At 67.4% G+C, this 18,009-nt stretch carries 13 protein-coding genes and 1 pseudogene; 7 read left to right on the plus strand and 7 right to left on the minus strand.

Features of this window, described 5'->3' with window-relative positions; all coding sequences use genetic code 11:
* The first annotated feature begins 126 nt into the window (after window positions 1-126).
* The 3 genes and pseudogenes from FAZ69_RS12880 to FAZ69_RS12890 all read left to right on the plus strand — a co-directional run bounded on the left by FAZ69_RS12880 (window position 127) and on the right by FAZ69_RS12890 (window position 2,365).
* A pseudogene (locus FAZ69_RS12880) lies at window positions 127-754 on the plus strand (GntR family transcriptional regulator).
* A complete protein-coding gene (locus FAZ69_RS12885) occupies window positions 735-1,997 on the plus strand; it encodes a dicarboxylate/amino acid:cation symporter (RefSeq protein ID WP_240702210.1) in 1,263 nt (420 codons plus the stop codon). The pseudogene FAZ69_RS12880 and the gene FAZ69_RS12885 overlap by 20 nt, the downstream one beginning before the upstream one ends.
* Before the next feature lie 71 nt (window positions 1,998-2,068).
* Complete coding sequence (locus FAZ69_RS12890; protein WP_136895012.1) at window positions 2,069-2,365, plus strand: hypothetical protein; 297 nt, start codon at window positions 2,069-2,071, stop codon at window positions 2,363-2,365.
* Between the two features lie 253 nt (window positions 2,366-2,618).
* Here FAZ69_RS12890 and FAZ69_RS12895 read toward each other — a convergent pair whose 3' ends face one another.
* Window positions 2,619-3,374 carry a DeoR/GlpR family DNA-binding transcription regulator gene (locus FAZ69_RS12895; protein ID WP_136895014.1) on the minus strand — a complete coding sequence of 252 codons (756 nt, stop codon included), beginning with the start codon at window positions 3,372-3,374 and terminating at the stop codon, window positions 2,619-2,621.
* Window positions 3,375-3,584: 210 nt separating this feature from the next.
* Here FAZ69_RS12895 and FAZ69_RS12900 point away from each other — a divergent pair, with 210 nt between their 5' ends.
* Window positions 3,585-5,144: an ABC1 kinase family protein gene (locus FAZ69_RS12900; protein ID WP_136895016.1), complete on the plus strand. Its 1,560-nt coding sequence runs from the start codon at window positions 3,585-3,587 to the stop codon at window positions 5,142-5,144.
* Here the strand turns inward: FAZ69_RS12900 and FAZ69_RS33855 are convergent.
* A complete protein-coding gene (locus FAZ69_RS33855; protein WP_240702211.1) occupies window positions 5,141-5,692 on the minus strand; it encodes a LysR substrate-binding domain-containing protein in 552 nt (183 codons plus the stop codon). The two genes, FAZ69_RS12900 and FAZ69_RS33855, sit on opposite strands and share 4 nt — an antisense overlap.
* Before the next feature lie 309 nt (window positions 5,693-6,001).
* Here FAZ69_RS33855 and FAZ69_RS12910 point away from each other — a divergent pair, with 309 nt between their 5' ends.
* Both FAZ69_RS12910 and FAZ69_RS33585 read left to right on the plus strand, forming a co-directional pair.
* On the plus strand, window positions 6,002-6,301 hold the full coding sequence (locus FAZ69_RS12910) for a hypothetical protein (protein ID WP_136895019.1): 300 nt from the start codon (window positions 6,002-6,004) through the stop codon (window positions 6,299-6,301).
* Between the two features lie 352 nt (window positions 6,302-6,653).
* On the plus strand, window positions 6,654-6,980 hold the full coding sequence (locus tag FAZ69_RS33585; protein WP_206171195.1) for a hypothetical protein: 327 nt from the start codon (window positions 6,654-6,656) through the stop codon (window positions 6,978-6,980).
* Between the two features lie 36 nt (window positions 6,981-7,016).
* Here FAZ69_RS33585 and FAZ69_RS12920 read toward each other — a convergent pair whose 3' ends face one another.
* The 3 genes from FAZ69_RS12920 to FAZ69_RS12930 all read right to left on the minus strand — a co-directional run bounded on the left by FAZ69_RS12920 (window position 7,017) and on the right by FAZ69_RS12930 (window position 14,038).
* A complete protein-coding gene (locus FAZ69_RS12920; protein ID WP_136895021.1) occupies window positions 7,017-7,907 on the minus strand; it encodes a transglutaminase family protein in 891 nt (296 codons plus the stop codon).
* On the minus strand, window positions 7,904-10,483 hold the full coding sequence (locus tag FAZ69_RS12925; protein ID WP_136895023.1) for a circularly permuted type 2 ATP-grasp protein: 2,580 nt from the start codon (window positions 10,481-10,483) through the stop codon (window positions 7,904-7,906). Before FAZ69_RS12925 ends, FAZ69_RS12920 begins: the two co-directional genes overlap by 4 nt.
* A gap of 66 nt (window positions 10,484-10,549) precedes the next feature.
* Window positions 10,550-14,038, minus strand: a complete 3,489-nt coding sequence (locus tag FAZ69_RS12930) for a transglutaminase family protein (RefSeq protein WP_136895025.1) — start codon at window positions 14,036-14,038, stop codon at window positions 10,550-10,552.
* Window positions 14,039-14,234: 196 nt separating this feature from the next.
* On the opposite strand from FAZ69_RS12930, the gene FAZ69_RS12935 reads away from it, so the two are divergent.
* The gene (locus tag FAZ69_RS12935; RefSeq protein WP_136895027.1) at window positions 14,235-15,296 is read left to right on the plus strand and encodes a zinc-binding metallopeptidase family protein; all 1,062 of its coding nucleotides are present in this window, start codon (window positions 14,235-14,237) and stop codon (window positions 15,294-15,296) included.
* A 10-nt stretch (window positions 15,297-15,306) separates the two neighbouring features.
* Here the strand turns inward: FAZ69_RS12935 and FAZ69_RS12940 are convergent, their stop codons facing one another.
* Both FAZ69_RS12940 and FAZ69_RS12945 read right to left on the minus strand, forming a co-directional pair.
* Window positions 15,307-16,281, minus strand: a complete 975-nt coding sequence (locus FAZ69_RS12940; protein WP_136895029.1) for an alpha-E domain-containing protein — start codon at window positions 16,279-16,281, stop codon at window positions 15,307-15,309.
* 72 nt (window positions 16,282-16,353) lie between these two features.
* Window positions 16,354-17,826 carry a circularly permuted type 2 ATP-grasp protein gene (locus FAZ69_RS12945; RefSeq protein ID WP_136895031.1) on the minus strand — a complete coding sequence of 491 codons (1,473 nt, stop codon included), beginning with the start codon at window positions 17,824-17,826 and terminating at the stop codon, window positions 16,354-16,356.
* Window positions 17,827-18,009 lie beyond the last annotated feature (183 nt).

The raw sequence follows: 18,009 nt of genomic DNA on the forward strand, positions 1-18,009 counted from the left end.
CGGCCATTTTTTCTCAATTTTGGCGCCTTACCTCTTAGTTCTGACAGGTGTGCAACTGAGATCGACTGAGTATTCTCGGACTTGTCCTATTTTCATTCCGCACTTTTAAGACACCTGAGATCTCAGATGCTCGAGAACAATCCATCCGATACGCAGTCGGCGTATGTCCAGATCCGCTCGCGCATCCTCGATGGCCGACGAGCTGATGCTCGGCCACACGCCCGTGCGCTCCGCAATCCAGCGCCTCGTCGTAGAGGGGCTGGTCGAGGTCGTGCCAAGGAAGGGAACCTATGTGGCCGCCCCGACCAACGACGATCTGCGCGAAATCTTTGAAGTGCGGCTCGCGCTCGAAAGCACGGCCGCGTACCTCGCCGCGGTGAGCGGCGCGACGCCGGGGCTCACGGCCGCCGCGGAACAGCTCCAGCGGCTCGTCGACGACGACTCGGACGACCTGATGGTCGAGCAGCGCATCGGCTGGACGTTCCATCAGGAAATGTTCGCAGCCTCGCAGAACGCACGTCTATTCACGACGTACAAGATGCTGCGCATGCAAACCGGCCTGGCGCTCAACGAACTGCAGCGCAGCGACGTCGCGACGGTTCGCCGGGGCACGCTCGAGCACCTCGACATCTACGCGGCGATCCAGGCCAACGAAGCCGAAGCCGCGCGACGGCACATGTGGAATCACATCGTCGACGGCACCGACGCGCGCATCAAAATCATCCGAGGCGAAGATGAATCAACCCCGTCGTAAGCGCATCTCCGTTCCCGTGCAGATGGTGGCCGGGCTCGTGCTGGGCATCCTGTTCGGCATCCTCGCGCCGTCGGCCGGCACCAAGCTCGCCTTCATCGCGACGCTCTTCGGCCACGCAATCAAGATGGTCGTCATGCCGCTGATCCTGTTCTCGGTGACGGTCGGCATGTTCCGCGTGGGCGTGCAGCGCGGCCGGCTCGGCAAGACCGTGCTGCTCTCCATCGCGTTCTTCGCGGCGATGACGTTGGTCGCAAGCATGCTGGGGCTCGCCTTGAACATGTTCTTCCGCCCCGGTCTCGGCGCCAGCATGACCCAGACCGCCGCGATGCCCGCGCATCTCGCGAGCGGCATCGACTGGATGGACTTCCTCGTCGACCTCGTGCCGACCAACATCGTCGGCGCGCTGGCCTCCGGCAACGCGCTGCCCGTGCTCGTGTTCGGCGTGCTGCTGGGTTGCGCGCTGTCGGCGGTCCAAGAGCGCGCGGCGCCGATGATCGCGGTGCTGGAGTCGATGCTGGCCGCGCTCTTCAAGATGACGGAGTGGATCATTTCGCTCTCGCCGCTCGCGATCTTCGCTGCGCTCGCCGCGCTCCTGGGATCGAAGGGGCTCGCCGCGATGACGCCGCTCCTCAAGCTGCTCGGCGTGGCCTATCTCGGCATGGCGATCCTGGCGCTCCTGCTCTCGCTGATCGTCAAGCTGGCCGGGCAGTCGCCCATCGCGCTCGCGAGGCGCGTGAGCGAGCCGTTGATCCTCGCCTTCACGACGCGCTCGTCGGAGATCACCTTCCCCGTGCATCTGAAGCGGCTGACGGAAATGGGAGTGCCGAAGTCGCTGGCGTCGACGGTCCTGCCGTTGTCCTACATATTCAACCGCGACGGGGCCGTGCTCTATACCGCGCTCGCGGTCGGCTATCTGGCCGATGCCTATCACCTGACCTGGAGCGTGCCGCTCCTCGTGACGATCGCCGTGCTGACGATCATCACGATCGACGGCGCCGCCAACGTACCCTCGGGCGCGGTCGTGGCGATCACGGTGATCCTGACGGCGATCGGACTGCCGCCCGAAGCCGTCGTCCTGATCCTCGGCGTCGACGCGTTCTTCGACATGGGCCGCACCGCGCTCAACGTCTACGCGAGTACGGTCGCCACCGCGGTGGCGATGCGCGTGTCGGGCGAGACCTATGCCGAACCGGCGCCTAACGAGCGCCTCGACAGCCTGGGGCCCCTGGGCAGCGACGCCTGACGAGCGCCGCGGGCCGGACGCTCCGGCCCCTCCTTACTGTCCAGCCTATCAATCGAGCGGAGCAATCGATCATGGAAAATGCCGCCTTTACGAGTGACTACACGTTGGTCGACACCGCCGAGTTCGCACTCGGCCTGAGGGATATGGAAGCCGTTGCGGATGCGTTGGAGCTGCTCGCCTCGCTGATGAACGACCAGCCGGCGATCGACGACGAACACCTGCGGCGCGTGCCGTCGGCGCTGCATGCGCTGGGCGATTATCTGAACATCCGCAGCAAGCATCTGCGCTCCGTCGGCGCCCCGGGCGAAACGGCGATCTCCACCTACAGCTACGCTCGCGCGAGCGTGCAGGAAAGCCCTTCGGCGTGAGGGGGGTGCGGCCCGCCCGCGCCCCGCCCGCACGCTTGCCCGCCCTGCCCGCGTCCACCGTCACCTTCCCGGCGACGCACGCTCCCAGCCCGCCCCTCGCGTTTCCTGCATCCATCCGCCACGCGTTCCGCCATCGGCAGACACCGCGTAAAGCGCGTATTCTTTTTCGCTTCGCAGCACGCCGTTCGCGGGGCCTCGCCACGTTCATGAACGTGCTCGACACGTCGATCGCCAACGTCGCGATCCCGACCAATCAGGCGATCAGCAACTCCGGCCCGCGCGCCGCGAGCGCCTTGCGCAGCGCCTTGTCCGGCGCGAGCTCTGTCACCAGATAGCGAACGTTTTCGAAACCGTTGACGCGCACCGGCGTCACGCGGCCGAACTTCGAATGATCGGCGACGATCACCGCGACGCTCGCCGACGCGATCATCCGGCTGCGCACTTCCGCCGCCATCCGCGTGTAGTCGGTCAGGTGCGCGTCGGCGGTAATGCCGCCCGCGCCGACGAACGAGAAGTCGACGTGATATTGCGCGAGCTGCTGCACCGTATCGAGCCCGAACGTGGCGTCCTCGTCGTCCGAGAGCTCGCCGCCGAGCAGCGTCACGCGGTTGCCGTTGCGGCGCGCGAGCACCTGCGCGATGCGCCAGTCGTTGGTATAGACCGTGAGCTGATGGCGATCCGCGAGCGCGCGCGCCACGGCGTGCGTCGTCGTGCCGGAATCGACGATCAGCGATGCGCCGTCCGGCACCAGTTCGGCCGCGCGCGCCCCGATCGCGCGCTTGGCGGCGGCGTTGGCGGCTTCGCGCGCCTCCAGGCTCGGCTCGCGCCGGTCCGCGGCGAGCGCGCCGCCGTGCGTCGTCATGATGAGGCCGCGCTCGGCGAGCGCGTTGAGATCGCGGCGAACGGTCTCGCGCGAAACGTTGAGCGCCTGTACGAGTTCGGCCACCGACAGCGCGCCGGTCTTCGTCAATTGCGACAGGATGTATTGATGTCGTTGTTCTGCGAGCATTGCGAAAAGCGGCCTGCAAACGGCGCGTGGGATCAAAAGGGGGCGCGCGTATTGTATTACGCGGCAATGCTTTAGGCCGTAAGACAACCCTTACATTCGGCAGGACTGCAGCTTACATCCGGTACGCCCGCGATGCGCCCGCTCCCCTTTGCTGTGCATCCCTGCTAACCTAGGCGACCTGCCCGCCCAAGTCGCCCAGCCCCTCTGTTCATGCGTACCTTGTTTCGTCGGCTGTTGCTGCTGTTTTGCTTGCTGCGGTACGGCGCGCGCCTGATCTGGCTCGCGGCGCCGCAAGACCACAAGCTGCACTGGTTCGCGACCCTCGTCAAAGACATGCACGCATCCGATGGCGCGCGCGCGAGCCTGCATCGCGCGCTGCCCCAGCTCGGTCCGCTGGCGAGCGCGTTTGCCGAAAGCCTCAGCGAACATCCCGAGCTCGCCACCCGCACGCTGCACGACGCCATCGATGCCGTCAGCCATCTCGAGGCGCCGCTCTCTCCCGCCGACACCGAGCACGCTCTGAAGGCCGCGTTTGGCCATCCGCTCGCCGAACTGTTCACTTCGATCGATCTCGTTCCCGTGCAAAGCGGCTTTGCCGAGCAAAGCCATGCCGCCCGCCTGCGGAAACCGGACAATGGTCACATCGACGTGACGATCAAGCTCCTGCGCATGAAGCAGGTGCAGCAGATCGGCGACGAGGCCGCGCTCCTCTGCTGGGCCGCGCGGCTCGCCGAGGCGTTCTCGGGCGCGGCACGCAAGCTGCGCTTGCACGCGCTCGCCGAATCGTTCGCCGCCGACGTGCTGCGCCGCTTCGACCCGCGCACCGAAGCGGCGAATCTCTCGCAGACGGGCCGCCACTTCGAAGGCGATGCGCGGATCGTCGTGCCCGACATCGTATGGGATCTCGTCACCGCGAGCACCCTCGTCACCGAGCGCATCGATACGCTCGCCATCACCGATATCGACGGACTGCACGCGCACCGCGTCAACGTCGCGCGGCTGGCGGCGCATATCGTCGAAGTGATCGCGCAGCAGGCGTTCGAACACGGCTTCTTTCATGCGGCGCTCGACGCGCGTCGCGTGCGCGTGAGCGTCGAGCCGGCCACGCTCGGCCGCCTCGTGCTCGCGGACTTCTCGATCATGTCGAGCCTATCCGCGCCCGAGCGCGAATTTTTCGTGCATGGCGCGACGGCGCTCTTCGAGCAGGACTACGGACGGCTTGCCGAAATGCATCGCGATGCGGGCCACGTTCCGCACACGACCCGCACTGAAATACTCGAAGCGGAATTGCGCAGGCGCAGCGAGGCGCACTTCGCGGTTCAGACGCACGAGCGCTCCGCAAGCGGCCTGCTGCAGCATCTGCTCGGCGCGGCGCACGCATTCGACGGCAACGTCTCGCCGCGTCTCGTCGCTGCGCAGAAGTCGCTCGCACAAGCCGAAACGCTGGCGCGGACGCTGCATCCGGGCGTCGATACGTGGAACCTCGCCAAGGAGGCGCTCGGCGAGATCGCACGCAAGGATCTCGACCATCGCGGCTGGATCAAGCGCCTCTCACAAGAGCTGCCGCATCTCGCGCATATCGTGCCGCGACTGCCGCAGCTCGTGATGCGGCGGCTGCAACAGCATCACGACCGGCATCGCTCGCACTTCGATACGGCCGCGTGGGCGCGTGAGCTGCAGAGCGAATACCGGCGCACGCGCGTGCTCTTGTGGGCGTGCGCGGTGTGCGGCGGGCTATTGGGAGCCGGCGCGATGTGGCTGACGCGCTAGCGTCCGATCGCGACAGGGGGCAACGGCGCCGCGGCCTCATGCGTCCGCTCGGACTGCACCGCCGGGACGTCGCCCGAAGCAGGCTCGTCGGCGGAGCCCAGCCGCAGGGCATGGAACAAGAAGCGTTGCAGCGTCTGGACAGCCGACGTCACGTCGTTCGCCCCGCCTAGGCTGAACAGCCCGAAATCGGCGAGCGGCGGCTGCGGCAGGCCACTCGCGTGCGGATCGAGCGTGCGCATCGTGGCGCGCCGGATGGTCCACTCGGGCAGCACCGCGATGCCAAGCTCCGCCTCGACCGCCGCCTGTATCGCCGACAGGCTCGTGCTGGTGCACACGACACGCCAGGGAATCCCCGCGAGCCGCAGAGCCGCGAACAACTTCTCCTGCCACGGACACGTCCCGCCGAATGCGACGATCGGCAGAACAGGATCGTCCCTCCCTACTTCCGCCGCCAAGCCACCCACCCAGTTGAGCGGGTGCTGCCAGGTCGCGAGCGGAATGCCCTTGATGAGCGCCGAGCCCGCGATCGCGGCAGTGATCGGCTTCATCGTGCTCGGCCAGCCGATGAGTGCGCTGCAGATCGGAGGGACGCTGTGCGTCGTTGCCGCGAGTATCGGGGCAGCGGTGCAGAAATAGGCGGAATTCTCCGCTGCCGAGCGAGGACGCGGGCCGGTGAGATGGCCACGCGGTGACCTGACCGCTCGATGCCTTCCCATGTTTTCGTTGATGTCGATCCGGACGAGCGCCTCGACGGCCTGGGCGCCCTGGACGGCAACGCATGACGAGCGCCGCGCGCCGGACGCTCCGGCCGCCCTTCCATCTGTCCACAGCCGATCAATAGAGCGGAGCATGCGACCATGGAAAATGCCTCGTTTGCGAGCGACTACACGCTGGTCGACACCACCGAGTTCGCACTCGGCCTAAGAGATCTGGAAGCCGTCGCGGATGCGCTGGAGCTGCTCGCCGCGCTGATGACCGACCAGCAGATGATGAGCGGCGACGAACACCTGCAGCGCGTGCCTTCCGCGCTCCATGCGCTCGGCGACTATCTGAACATCCGCAGCAAGCACCTGCGCGCCATCGGCGCCCCGAGCGAAACGGCGATCGCCCCCTTCAACTTCGCGCTCGCGAGCATGCAGGAAAGCCCTTCGGCGTGACGGGGGCGGCTCGCCCGCTCCCCGGCTGCACGCTTGCCCGCCCGCCTGACGGCGCCGCTGTCATCTTTCCGGCGGCGCACGTTTTCAGCCCGCCCGCCGCGCCTCTCACGTTTCCCGCATCCATCCGCCACGCGCTCCGCCATCAGCAGACGCCGCGGAAAGCGCATCCCGGGCGACCGTCCTGACGCGGTTGCGCGATTCCGCGACAAGACCGTGATGAAGCGCGCGGTGGCCGCGGCCAGCGTAAGAGCGCCACGCTTCGTCGAACTCGATAGCCCGGACCTTGGGCGCGCGCTCGATGCGTTGAGCTTTCCGGTGATCGTCAAACCGCGCTCCGGCGCCGCGAGCGCCAATGTTCAGCGGGTCGACACACGTGCGCGGCGGCTTCCTGATGTTGCCCGAGCCGGTCGGCTGCCGGCTGGTGCGAAGCGATGTGCCGGCCGGCATTCCGGCGCTGTACGGCGCGGTCGTGCCGAAGCGCAACCATGTATTCAATGGCAAGGGCGGCTACGACGACATCCTGGGACGCTTCCGCTACCGCGGCGCCGAGCAGGAAATCGAGTCGTCCATCGAACGGACCTTGCGCGAATTTCACTACACGCTCGCCGACGTGTCCGTACCAAGACGGCCGGCGTGGCCGAGGATGACGCTCCGGTATTCGATGTCCGTCGCGGGGTGAAGGCGGCGGGGAGGCATGGCCGCCTCCCCCGCCGGCTCAGATCGCCAACACCGTCACCCCCACCTCGACCTGATGCTGCCCGCCGCCGAGAATCATCCCGCGCAGCAGCGACACGTCGCTGTAATCGCGCCCCGCCGCGAGCGTCACGTGATCGAGATCGGCGAGCACGTCATTGGTCGGATCGAGATCGACCCACCCGCTCTCCGGGCAGAACACCGACACCCACGCATGCGACGCATCCGCGCCGATCAGCCTCGGCTGCCCCGGCGCGGGATCGTTGCGCAGATAGCCGCTCACGTAGCGCGCCGGCAAACCCAGCGAGCGCAGGCAACCGATCATCACCTGCGCGAAATCCTGGCACACGCCGCGGCGCAATTCGAACGCGCGCGAAGCCGGCGTATCGAAGGCGGTCGCGGCGGGCTGATACTCGAAGTCCGCGTGGATGCGGTGCATCAGGTCGATCGCGCCGGCCACCACGGGCGTGCCCGGCGCGAAGCTCGGCAGCGCATAGGCGCGCCATTCGGGACGCGGCTGGATGTTCGGCGACGCAAAGCAAAACTCCGCCTCCGGATGAAACGGCGCGCCCACGCGATAGCGCAGACGTTCGGCGACTTCCTCCCAGGCGGGTGTCTTCCCGGGGTCCAGCGACGCCCAGCGCGGCAGCAAGTGCACCATCGTCTCGCTCGTCATGTGCAGGCTGTCGTGCGGGGCGTCGAGCGAAAAATAGAGGACGTCGTTGCCGAAAGCGTCGAGGCGGCTCGTCTGGTACGACGGCTTCGGCTCGATCTTCTCTTCGTGCGACATCACGTGCTGCCACGCGCACGACAGCGGCCGGATCGTCGCGAGATGCTGGGCCGTCTCGACGTAGGTGGAATAGCGGTAAGTCGTGCGGTGCAGGACCGACAGCACGGTACGGTGGGCGATCATGACGACACCTGTGCTGCAAACGTATTGGCGTGGCTGAAGTAGCGGGCGCTGATCTCGTTCGATGCCGCCGCGACGTACATGCCGATCTGGTCGCAGACATCGCACAGCTCGGCGTAGGCGCCGTTCGCATCGGTCGCGCACAGGCGCTCGAGTGGCGGCAGCGTCTCGACGCCCGGCATCAGCTCGGCGAACGGCAGGCGCCACGTGCTGCCCGCCGCTGCCGCGATCTCGTCGAGCTTCTTGCACAGCCGCGAATAGACACCATAAAGCCCGCGCGGGTTGGTTGTGTCGACAACGATCAGATCGAGCAGCGCAGGCACTTCGAAGCGCCCGGGATAGAGCGATCGATAGGTGAGCGTGCTGTCGAAGAGCTGAAGCAGCAGCTCGAAACTCTCCGGCCGCGCGAGCCGTCCGTGCGTGGCGACCACGCGCACGAACGTCGACATCGCCCAGACGCGCTCGATGTGCCGTCCGGCGAACAGCAGCCGCCATGCTTCGTCGCGGGTCATGCGGTCGCCCTGCGCGCCGCTGATCGCCGAGAGCTGCGTCGCAAGGTGCTCGAGCGCGTCCATCAGCGCGACGCGATCGTAGCGGGCGCCGTTGCCCGCATGCGTGAAGCGGGAGAGCGCGTCGCGAAAATCGTTGCGCGCCGCTAGGATCGTGCGCCAGTGATCGTTCGACAAGCGCGCGCGCACCTCGCCGCCCGCGCGCGCCTGGCTGGCGAGACTATTGCCGATACTCGCCGCGTGGGTGTGCTCGCCAAGGCCCGCAATGAGCGCGCGCTCGAACGCGTTCGGCGTGAGCTTCTCGGGCTCGTCGTCGTCGGGGAGCAGGCCGAAGCGTGACGCGAGATCGACGAGCGTCTCGAGCATCGCTTCGTCGTCATTGCTCTCGAGCGAACCGAGGATCAGGCGGCACAGGCGCACGCCGTTCTCCGCGCGCTCGCCGTAGCGGCCCGACCAGAAAAGGTTTTCCGCCGCGCGGCTCGACACGATCCGGCGATGCTTGCGCGCGAGGTCGCCCGGCGCAATCGGCTGCGGCAGGAGCGTGAGCGTCGAGCTCGGCTCGCTCGACAGCACCCAGGTATCGACGCTGCTGCCGCCGAACTGCATCGACACGCTCGACTGCCGCTCCGCGGCCAGACGCGTGAAGCCGCCGGGCATCACGTGCCAGCCGCCGACGGAATCGGCGATCGCGTAGACGCGCACCACGGCGGGCCGCCCCGAGAGCGTGCCCTCCTCGTAGCGCGGCGTATGCGAATACGGCAGCGGGGTTTGGATCGTGTAGGCGTCGGGCGCAAGATCGATGCGCTCGCGCCACGCGGCAAGCCGCTGCCGCCCCTGCGCCATGCCGGGCGCGCCGCCCCCCTGCCCCGCAGGCCAGGTCGGCAGGAGAAACGCCTCGTCGAGTTGCGCGAACGCAGCTTCACGCGCCGCGTCCTCGCCGCACCACCAGGTCGCCACGCTCGGCAGCGCAAGCGGCTCGTTCAGCAACGCCTTCGCGATGCCCGGCATGAAGCCGTGCAGCGCCGCGGATTCGGCAAAGCCCGCGCCCGGCACATTCGACACCATGACGTTGCCCGCGCGCATCACCTGCAGCAGGCCCGGCACGCCGATCGTCGAATCGGCGCGCAGCTCGACGGGATCGCAGAACGAATCGTCGAGGCGCCGCAGCACCGCATGCACGCGCTCCAGGCCGGCGAAGGTCTTCAGGTAGAGCTTGTCGTCGCGCACCGTCAGGTCTTTGCCTTCGACGAGCGTCATGCCCAGGTAGCGCGCGAGGAACGCGTGCTCGAAGTAGGTCTCGCTGAACGGGCCGGGCGTGAGCAGCACGATGTGCGGCGACTCGCCGGGCTCGCCGCCGCGCATCGTCGAGCGGGCATCGTCGGCGAGCGTCGCGATCAGCTGCGAGTAGGTCGCGGCGAGCCGGCTAGCGCGCATCTCGCGGAACGGCTCGGCGAACAGGCTCGAGACGATCAGCCGGTTTTCGAGCGCGTAGCCGAGGCCCGAAGGCGCCTCGGTGCGATGCGACATCACCGTCCACACGCCGTCGGGCGCGCGCACGAGGTCGACTGCGACGATCTGCAGATAGCGCCCGCCCGGCGGCGTGAAGCCCTTCACGGCGCGCAGGTAGCCGGGGTGGCCGAACACCAGCGCGGGCGGCAGAAGGCCGTGCGCGAGCAGTGTCTGCGGGCCGTAGATGTCGGCGACGATCGCATTGAGCAGATGCGCGCGCTGCGCGACGCCGCGCTCGATCTCTGCCCATTCGCCGTCGTCGATCAGATACGGCAGCAGGTCGAGCGACCACGGACGCGGTTCGCCCTTGTCGGCGTAGACGTTGTAGCTGATGTCGTTGTCGCGGACCTGTTGCGCGAGCGAGGCGCGCGCCTGGTCGAGCCCGGCGACGCCGTCGTCGCCGAGCAGTTCGAAGAATTGCCGCCAGGGCTCGCGCAGCAGCCCCAACGCGTCGCGCAGTTCGTCCCAGCGCCCCTCGCGCGCCGGCAGCGCGCGCAGACGCGCCACGGCGTCCGCATGGAGCGTCGTGGCGTCGAACGGCAAGGTCGTTTGGAAAGACAAGGTCGTATTGGTTCGAGTCGTTCAAAAGCTTGGCGGCCGGTCTCCCTCGGTCGAGGCCGTTTCCAATCAACGATGACGCAAATCGAGCGTGAACGGAAACTCCAGCGTGCGCTCGGACACCTTCACGTCGAGTGGGCCAGGCGTATGGCCAATCGTGAAGAAGCGCGCGCGCCGCCGGCTCTCCGCCTCATAGGCGTTGACCGGAAACGTCTGATAATTGCGACCGCCAGGATGAGCGACATGATACTGGCATCCGCCGAGCGAGCGTCCAGTCCAGGTGTCGACGAGGTCGAACGTGAGCGGCGCGTGCACGCCGATCGTCGGATGCAGCGCCGACGACTGCGCCCACGCGCGGAACCTCACGCCCGCCACGTGCTCGCTCACGCGCCCGGTCGGCTGCAGCGGCAGCGGCGCGCCGTTGACGGTCACGACGTGGCGGTTGTCGTTCAGGCCGAGCACGCGCACCTCGAGCCGCTCGACCGACGAATCGACGTAGCGCACCGTGGTGCCCGCCGAGCCCTCCTCGCCCATTACGTGCCACGGCTCCAGCGCGTTGCGCACGGTCAGCGAGATGCCGCCCGTGTGCAGTTCGCCGACGAGCGGGAAGCGGAACTCGAAGTGCGGCGCGAACCAGTGGCGCTCGAACGCGAAGCCGGCTTCGTTCAGGTCGGCGAGCACGTCGTCGAAATCCATCTGGACGAAGGTGCCGATCAGGAAGCGGTCGTGCAGCTCCGTGCCCCAGCGCGTGAGGCGCGTCGTGTACGGCGTGCGCCAGAAGCGCGCGACGAGCGCGCGCAGCAGCAGCTGCTGCACGAGGCTCATGCGAGCGTGCGGCGGCATTTCGAAGCCTCGCAGCTCCAGGAGGCCCAGGCGGCCGGTGGGGCCATCGGGAGAGTACAGCTTGTCGATGCAGAACTCGGCGCGGTGCGTGTTGCCGGTCACGTCGATCAGGATGTTGCGCAGCGTGCGGTCGATGAGCCACGGCGGGATCTGGCTGCCATTGCCGTTGCCGATGCCGTCGATGCCGCCGAGCAGGTCGAGCTGGTGCTGCAACTCGCGGAATGCGATCTCGAGCTCGTAGACCTGGTCGTTGCGCGCCTCGTCGACGCGCGGCGCCTGGCTCGTCGGCCCGATGAAGAGCCCCGAGAACAGGTACGACAGCGACGGATGGTTGTGCCAATACGCGATCAGGCTCGCGAGAAGGTCGGGACGGCGCAGGAACGGGCTGTCGGCCGGCGTCGCGCCGCCCAGCACGAAGTGATTGCCGCCGCCGGTGCCGCAGTGGCGGCCGTCGAGCATGAACTTCTCGGTCGACAGATACGACTCGTGCGCGGCCTGATAGAGGTATTCCGTGTGATCGACGAGCTCGTCCCAGTTCGAGGCCGGATGGATGTTCACCTCGATCACGCCCGGGTCCGGCGTCACCTGCAGCACCTTCAGGCGCGGGTCACGGGGCGGCGGATAGCCTTCGATCACGACCTTCATCTTGAGCTCGGCGGCGGTGGACTCGACGGCCGCGAGCAGGTCGAGATAGTCGTCGAGTTCGGCGAGCGGCGGCATGAAAACGTGCAGCAGCTGACGGCCGCGGCCAAAAGCGTCGGCCTCGACTTTCGGGCCGGCCGCGCGCGCCGGATCGCGGGCTTCGACGCACAGCGCCGTGCGCCGGATCCACGCCGCCGATTCGCCGCGCGCGGGGACGCGTTGGGAAGCGGATGCCGGGCTCTCGCCGTGGCCTGCCGCAGCGGCGATGTCTCCTGAGCGCGCATGGGCGCCCTCGCCGCCCTGTCCCGCGATTCCCGATTTGGCATTCGGTATACCGTCCACCGCATACTGCATACGCAATTCTGCGGCCGAGCGCAGCGGCGACGGCGGCGCGAACGGATCGTGCTCGTGCAGGTACGGATAGTCGCCCTTCGACACCCACGGCAGCGAATCGAGCGGCAGGCGGTAGCCCATCGGCGAATCGCCGGGGAACAGGTACATCCGCTCGTCGCGGAAGAACCACGGCCCGCTGACCCAGCGCGGGCCCGCGAGCGCCGGCCCGCCGTTCTCGCGATCGAGCGGCAGCACGTAGCCCGTCACCGCCGAGAGCCCCGCGCCGAACACGCGGCGCAGCCGCACGCGCTCCATCTCGTCGTCGAGCCGCGAATCGAACGGATCGACGTTCACCGGCAGGCGGCGCTCGCGCCACAGGTAGTACCAGACGTCCTCATAGCCCGGCAGTACGTGCTTCGCGTCGACCTGCAACTTCACCGCGACGTGGCGGATGAAGCGCTCGGCATCGGCCGACGTGTAGACGCCCGGGTCGCGCTCGTCCGCGAAGAGCGACGGATCGTGCCAGCACGGCTCGCCGTCGGCGCGCCAGTAGAGCGACATGGCCCAGCGCGGCAACTGCTCGCCGGGATACCACTTGCCCTGCCCGGTATGCAAAAAACCGTTCGTGCCGTAGCGCTCGCGCAGCTTGCTCATCAGCGAGACCGCGTAGCCGCGCTTGGTCGGGCCGAGCGCGTCCGTGTTCCACTCGGGCGCGTCGCGGTCGCGCACCGCGACGAAGGTCGGCTCGCCGCCCATCGTCAGACGCACGTCCTGCTCCACGAGCTGCGCGTCCACGTGGGTGCCCACCTTCACGATCTCGGCCCAGTCCTCTTCGCTGTAGGGTTTCGTCACGCGCGGCGTCTCGAGCACGCGCATGATCGACATCACGTGCGAGAAGTCCACCTCGCAGTCGTCGACCGCGCCCGAGATCGGCGCGGCGCTGCCCGGCTCCGGCGTGCAGGCGACGGGAATATGCCCCTCGCCTGCCAGCAGCCCCGAGGTCGGATCGAGGCCGATCCAGCCCGCGCCCGGCAGGTAGACCTCGCACCACGCGTGCAGGTCGGTGAAATCGACTTCGGTGCCGCTCGGGCCGTCGAGCGACTTCGTATCGGGCGCGAGCTGCAGCAGATAGCCGGACACGAAGCGCGCCGCAAGCCCAAGCTGCCGCAGCGTCTCGACGAGCAGCCACCCGGTGTCGCGGCACGAGCCCGAGCCGAGCGTAAGCGTCTCTTCCGGCGTCTGCACACCGGGCTCCATCCGGATCAGATAGCTGATGTCGTGCTGCAGCCGCTGGTTCAGCTCGACCAGGAAATCGATGGTTTTTTTCGGCGTGCGGTCGATGCTCGCGAGGAACTGCGCAAAGCGCGGCGTCGGCTCGCGCTTGATGCGATACGGCGCGAGCTCGTGAGCGAGATCGTCCGAGTAGACGAACGGAAACTTCTCGGCGTCCGGCTCCAGGAAGAAATCGAACGGGTTGTAGACCGCCATCTCGGCGACGAGGTCCACCGTCACCTTGAACTCGCGCGTCTTCTCGGGAATCACGAGCCGCGCCTGATAATTGGCGAACGCGTCCTGCTGCCAGTTGATGAAGTGCTGCTCCGGCTCGACGCGCATCGAATAGGAAATGATCGGCGTGCGGCAGTGCGGCGCGGGCCGTAGCCGGACGACCTGCGGCGACAGCCCGGCCAGGCGATCGTAGCGGTAATGCGTGACGTGGTTCAGCGCGACTCGAATAGACACACAGGGCTCCTGATTAGATCGTGAACCGAAGAAAAAGACAGCAGAAAAAACCATCGCGGCGCCCTGCCGGGCGGCGCTGCACGCCGCCCATCATGCGCGCGCTCGAAGTGAAACGCGTGACACGGCCGCACGACGCGGCATAAAGTTTGCGAAACGGCGCTCACGCGAGCTCGACCCATGCACGGGAACCCACGTGATGAAAACCTTCCACTGCAACCGCTGCCAGCAACAGGTGTTCTTCGAGAACGTGCTCTGCGAGCGCTGTAACGCGCTGCTCGGCTACGTCCCTGAGCTCGGAGAGATCAGCGCGTTCGAAAGCGCGGGCGACGGCCTCTGGCGCAGCCTCCATCCCGGCGCCGGCACGGCGCTCTTCCGCCAGTGCCGCAACTATGCCGTCGAAAACGTCTGCAACTGGATGATCCCCTCCGGCTCCCCCGACACGCTGTGCCGCTCGTGCCGCTTCAACGGCGCGACCCCGAACCTGGAGACGCCGGAGAACCGCGTCTACTGGTACCGGCTCGAAACCGCCAAGCGCCGGCTGCTCTATACGCTGATGGCGCTCGGCCTCACGCTCGAGTCGCGCACCGAGAACCCCGAAGGCGGCCTGCAGTTCGACTTCCTCGAAAGCAGCGGCGACGACCTCGTGATGACGGGCCACAACAGCGGCATCGTCACGCTGAACATCGCCGAGGCCGACGACGCCTATCGCGAAGAGACCCGTTCCTCGCTCGGCGAGCCGTACCGCACGCTGCTCGGCCACTTTCGGCACGAAACGGGCCATTACTTCTTCGACCGCCTCGTCGGCCGGACACGCTGGCTGCCGCTCTTTCGCCGCCGCTTCGGCGACGAAACCGCGGACTACGCCGCCGCGCTCGACACCTACTACAAGAACGGGCCGCCCGCCGACTGGGCGCAGTCCTACATCAGTGCGTACGCGACGATGCATCCGTGGGAGGACTGGGCGGAGACGTGGGCGCACTACCTGCACATCGTGGACACACTCGATACCGCGGTGTCGTGCGGGCTCGCGCTGCTGCCGGACAGCCCGCACGAGCCGACGCTCGTCGACCAGACGCCCGTCGAGGACGCCGGCTTCGATAGCCTGATGGCGCGCTGGTTTCCGCTCACCTACGTGCTGAACAGCCTGAACCGCAGCCTCGGCATGCCCGACGGCTACCCGTTCACGCTGCCGCCCCCCGTCGTCGACAAGCTGCGCTTCGTGCATCGCGTGATCCTCACCTCGGCTCCAAAGAGTTAGGCTCACGCGCTCACGCAGCAACGGCTTCTGGCTCCTGCGGCGCGAGCGGCACGAGAAAATCGCGGCTGATGCCGCTCGCCAGATCGTTGATGCGCGCGAGGAACTCGGTCAGATACGCGTGCAAGCCGGCATCGAGAATGTCGCCGATACGCCCGCGCCGCACGTCGTCGAACAGCTGCTGGGCCATCCGCTCCGTCTGCGCCGAGCGCGCATTGCGCACGCGGCCGAGAACGTCGCGCACCTCGTCGAGGCTCGCCGCGAGCGAGCGCGGCCAGTCGGCGAACAGAATCAGCAGGCCCGCGACGCGCTCCGGCGTGATCACGTCGCGATAGACCTTGCGATAGACCTCGAAGCCCGACACCGAGCGCAAGAGCGCCGTCCAGTGGTAGTAGTCGAGCGACTGCGTGCCGCCGGGCGTGCCGAACTGCTCGCGCATCTCGAACTTGACGTCGAGAATGCGCGCGGTGTTGTCAGAGCGCTCGATGAAGGTGCCGAGGCGCATGAAGTAGAACGCCTCGTCGCGCACCATCGTGCCGAGCTGCACGCCGCGAAACAGGTGCGAGCGGAACTTGACCCACTCGAAGAACTCGCTCGGATCGCGTCTGAGGATGCCGTCGGCCAGCAGCTTCTGGCATTCGAGCCAGGTCGTGTTGATCGTTTCCCAGAGCTCGGTCGTGATCGAGCCGCGCACAGCGCGCGCGTTTTCTCGCGCGGCGCGCAGGCAGCTCACGATCGACGACAGATTATTGCGGTCGCGCGACATGAACTCGATCACGTCGCGGCTCGTCCAGCCGCCGTGCTCGGCCTCGTACGCGCCGGAGAGCTCCGAGATCGACAGCATCGCGCGCCAGCCCTGCTTGGCGAACTCGTCCGATTGCGGCAACAGGGAAAGCTGGTGATTCGCGTCGAGCATCCGCGCGGTGTTTTCGGCGCGCTCGGTGTAGCGCGCCATCCAGAAGAGGTGGTCGGCAGTGCGGCTCAGCATGACAACTCCCAAAGCTTGGTTCGTCGTTGATTCGATTTTTTTAGCGTTCTTGCAGGCGAGGCACTGGCCGCGCTAGCGCTCCAGCACCCAGGTGTCCTTCGTGCCCCCGCCCTGGGACGAATTGACGACGAGCGAACCTTCGCGCAACGCGACGCGCGTCAGGCCGCCCGGCACCATCTTCACCTCGTGCCCCGACAGCACGAACGGACGCAGGTCGATGTGGCGCGGCGCGATGCCGGCCTCGACGTAGGTCGGGCACGTGGAGAGCGCGAGCGTCGGCTGCGCGATGTACTTCTCGGGGTGCGCGACAAGCACCGCGCGGAATTCCTCGACCTGGGCCGCTGTCGACGCCGGGCCGACCAGCATCCCGTAGCCGCCCGCCCCGTGCGTCTCCTTCACGACGAGCTCGGGCAGATGGTCGAGCACGTACTTGAGGTCGTCGGGCTTGCGGCACATCCAGGTCGGCACGTTGTTCAGGATCGGCTCCTCGCCGAGGTAGAAGCGCACCATGTCGGGCACGTAGGGGTAAATCGACTTGTCGTCGGCGACGCCCGTGCCGACCGCGTTGCACAGCGTCACGTTGCCCGCGCGATAGGAGGACATCAGGCCCGCTGCGCCGAGCGTCGAGTCGGCGCGGAACACGTTCGGATCGAGGAAGTCGTCGTCGACGCGGCGGTAGATCACGTCGACGCGCTGCGGGCCCTGGGTGGTCCGCATGTAGGTGAAGTCGTTTTCGACGAACAGGTCCTGCCCCTCGACGAGTTCGATGCCCATCTGCTGCGCGAGGAACGCGTGCTCGAAGTAAGCCGAGTTGTACATGCCCGGCGTCAGCACGACGATGGTCGGGTTGTCGACGCCTTGGGGCGCCGCGGCGCGCAGCGTGTCGAGCAGCAGGTCCGGGTAGTGCGCGACGGGCGCGACGCGGTTGCGCGAGAACAGCTCGGGGAAGAGCCGCATCATCATCTTGCGGTTCTCGAGCATGTAGGAGACGCCCGAAGGCACGCGCAGGTTGTCCTCGAGCACGTAGAACTCGCCCTGGCCGGCCCGCACGATGTCGATGCCGGCGATATGAGCGTAGATGTCGCGCGCGACCGTCACGCCCTGCATCTCGGGACGATACTGCGCGTTGCCGACGATCTGGTCGGCCGGCACCACGCCGGCGCGCACGATGTTCTGCTCGTGATAGATGTCGTGGATGAACTGGTTCAGCGCGTTCACGCGCTGCCGCAAGCCCCGCTCCAGCGCGGCCCACTCGTCGGCGTGAAAGATGCGCGGGATCACGTCGAACGGGATGGTGCGCTCGGTGCCGACGCCGCTCTCGTCTTGTGCGCCATATACCGCGAACGTAATGCCGACGCGGCGAAAGATCAGGTCGGCCTCGGCCCGCTTGTCGCGGATCTGCTGCTCGCTCTGGCTCTGCATCCAGTCGAAGAGCTGGCGGTAATGCGTGCGGGGCTCGCCGGACTTCAAGAAGGCCGCGGCCGTCGCGCCGCGGGCATCGATCTCGCCGCGCTCGAACATCTCGTTGAAGAAAGCTTGCGTCATAAGCGGTACCCGTTTTGTTGTGCGTCCCCAAGGTGGCCTGGTTGCACCCGCAATTCGTCGCTTCGCGTTCTTCCGATCGAGCCGCACATGCGCTGGCGCTTGCCGCCTGGCGCCGGCCGGACAAGGTCTGGGCCGAGCATCCAGCGCCATCCGGCGGAAAGCCAGTGCAGCTCACAGCGTACT

It is taken from the genome of Trinickia terrae (assembly GCF_005144415.1).
In the GTDB taxonomy this organism is placed as follows: Bacteria; Pseudomonadota; Gammaproteobacteria; order Burkholderiales; family Burkholderiaceae; genus Trinickia_A; species Trinickia_A terrae.

Bases quoted from the DNA above. Each gene is read 5' to 3' on its own strand.
- FAZ69_RS12885 (WP_240702210.1), top strand. From the start codon at position 735: ATGAATCAACCCCGTCGTAAGCGCATCTCCGTTCCCGTGCAGATGGTG.
- FAZ69_RS12890 (WP_136895012.1), top strand. From the start codon at position 2,069: ATGGAAAATGCCGCCTTTACGAGTGACTACACGTTGGTCGACACCGCC.
- FAZ69_RS12895 (WP_136895014.1), bottom strand. From the start codon at position 3,374: ATGCTCGCAGAACAACGACATCAATACATCCTGTCGCAATTGACGAAG.
- FAZ69_RS12900 (WP_136895016.1), top strand. From the start codon at position 3,585: ATGCGTACCTTGTTTCGTCGGCTGTTGCTGCTGTTTTGCTTGCTGCGG.
- FAZ69_RS33855 (WP_240702211.1), bottom strand. From the start codon at position 5,692: ATGAAGCCGATCACTGCCGCGATCGCGGGCTCGGCGCTCATCAAGGGC.
- FAZ69_RS12910 (WP_136895019.1), top strand. From the start codon at position 6,002: ATGGAAAATGCCTCGTTTGCGAGCGACTACACGCTGGTCGACACCACC.
- FAZ69_RS33585 (WP_206171195.1), top strand. From the start codon at position 6,654: ATGTTCAGCGGGTCGACACACGTGCGCGGCGGCTTCCTGATGTTGCCC.
- FAZ69_RS12920 (WP_136895021.1), bottom strand. From the start codon at position 7,907: ATGATCGCCCACCGTACCGTGCTGTCGGTCCTGCACCGCACGACTTAC.
- FAZ69_RS12935 (WP_136895027.1), top strand. From the start codon at position 14,235: ATGAAAACCTTCCACTGCAACCGCTGCCAGCAACAGGTGTTCTTCGAG.
- FAZ69_RS12940 (WP_136895029.1), bottom strand. From the start codon at position 16,281: ATGCTGAGCCGCACTGCCGACCACCTCTTCTGGATGGCGCGCTACACC.
- FAZ69_RS12945 (WP_136895031.1), bottom strand. From the start codon at position 17,826: ATGACGCAAGCTTTCTTCAACGAGATGTTCGAGCGCGGCGAGATCGAT.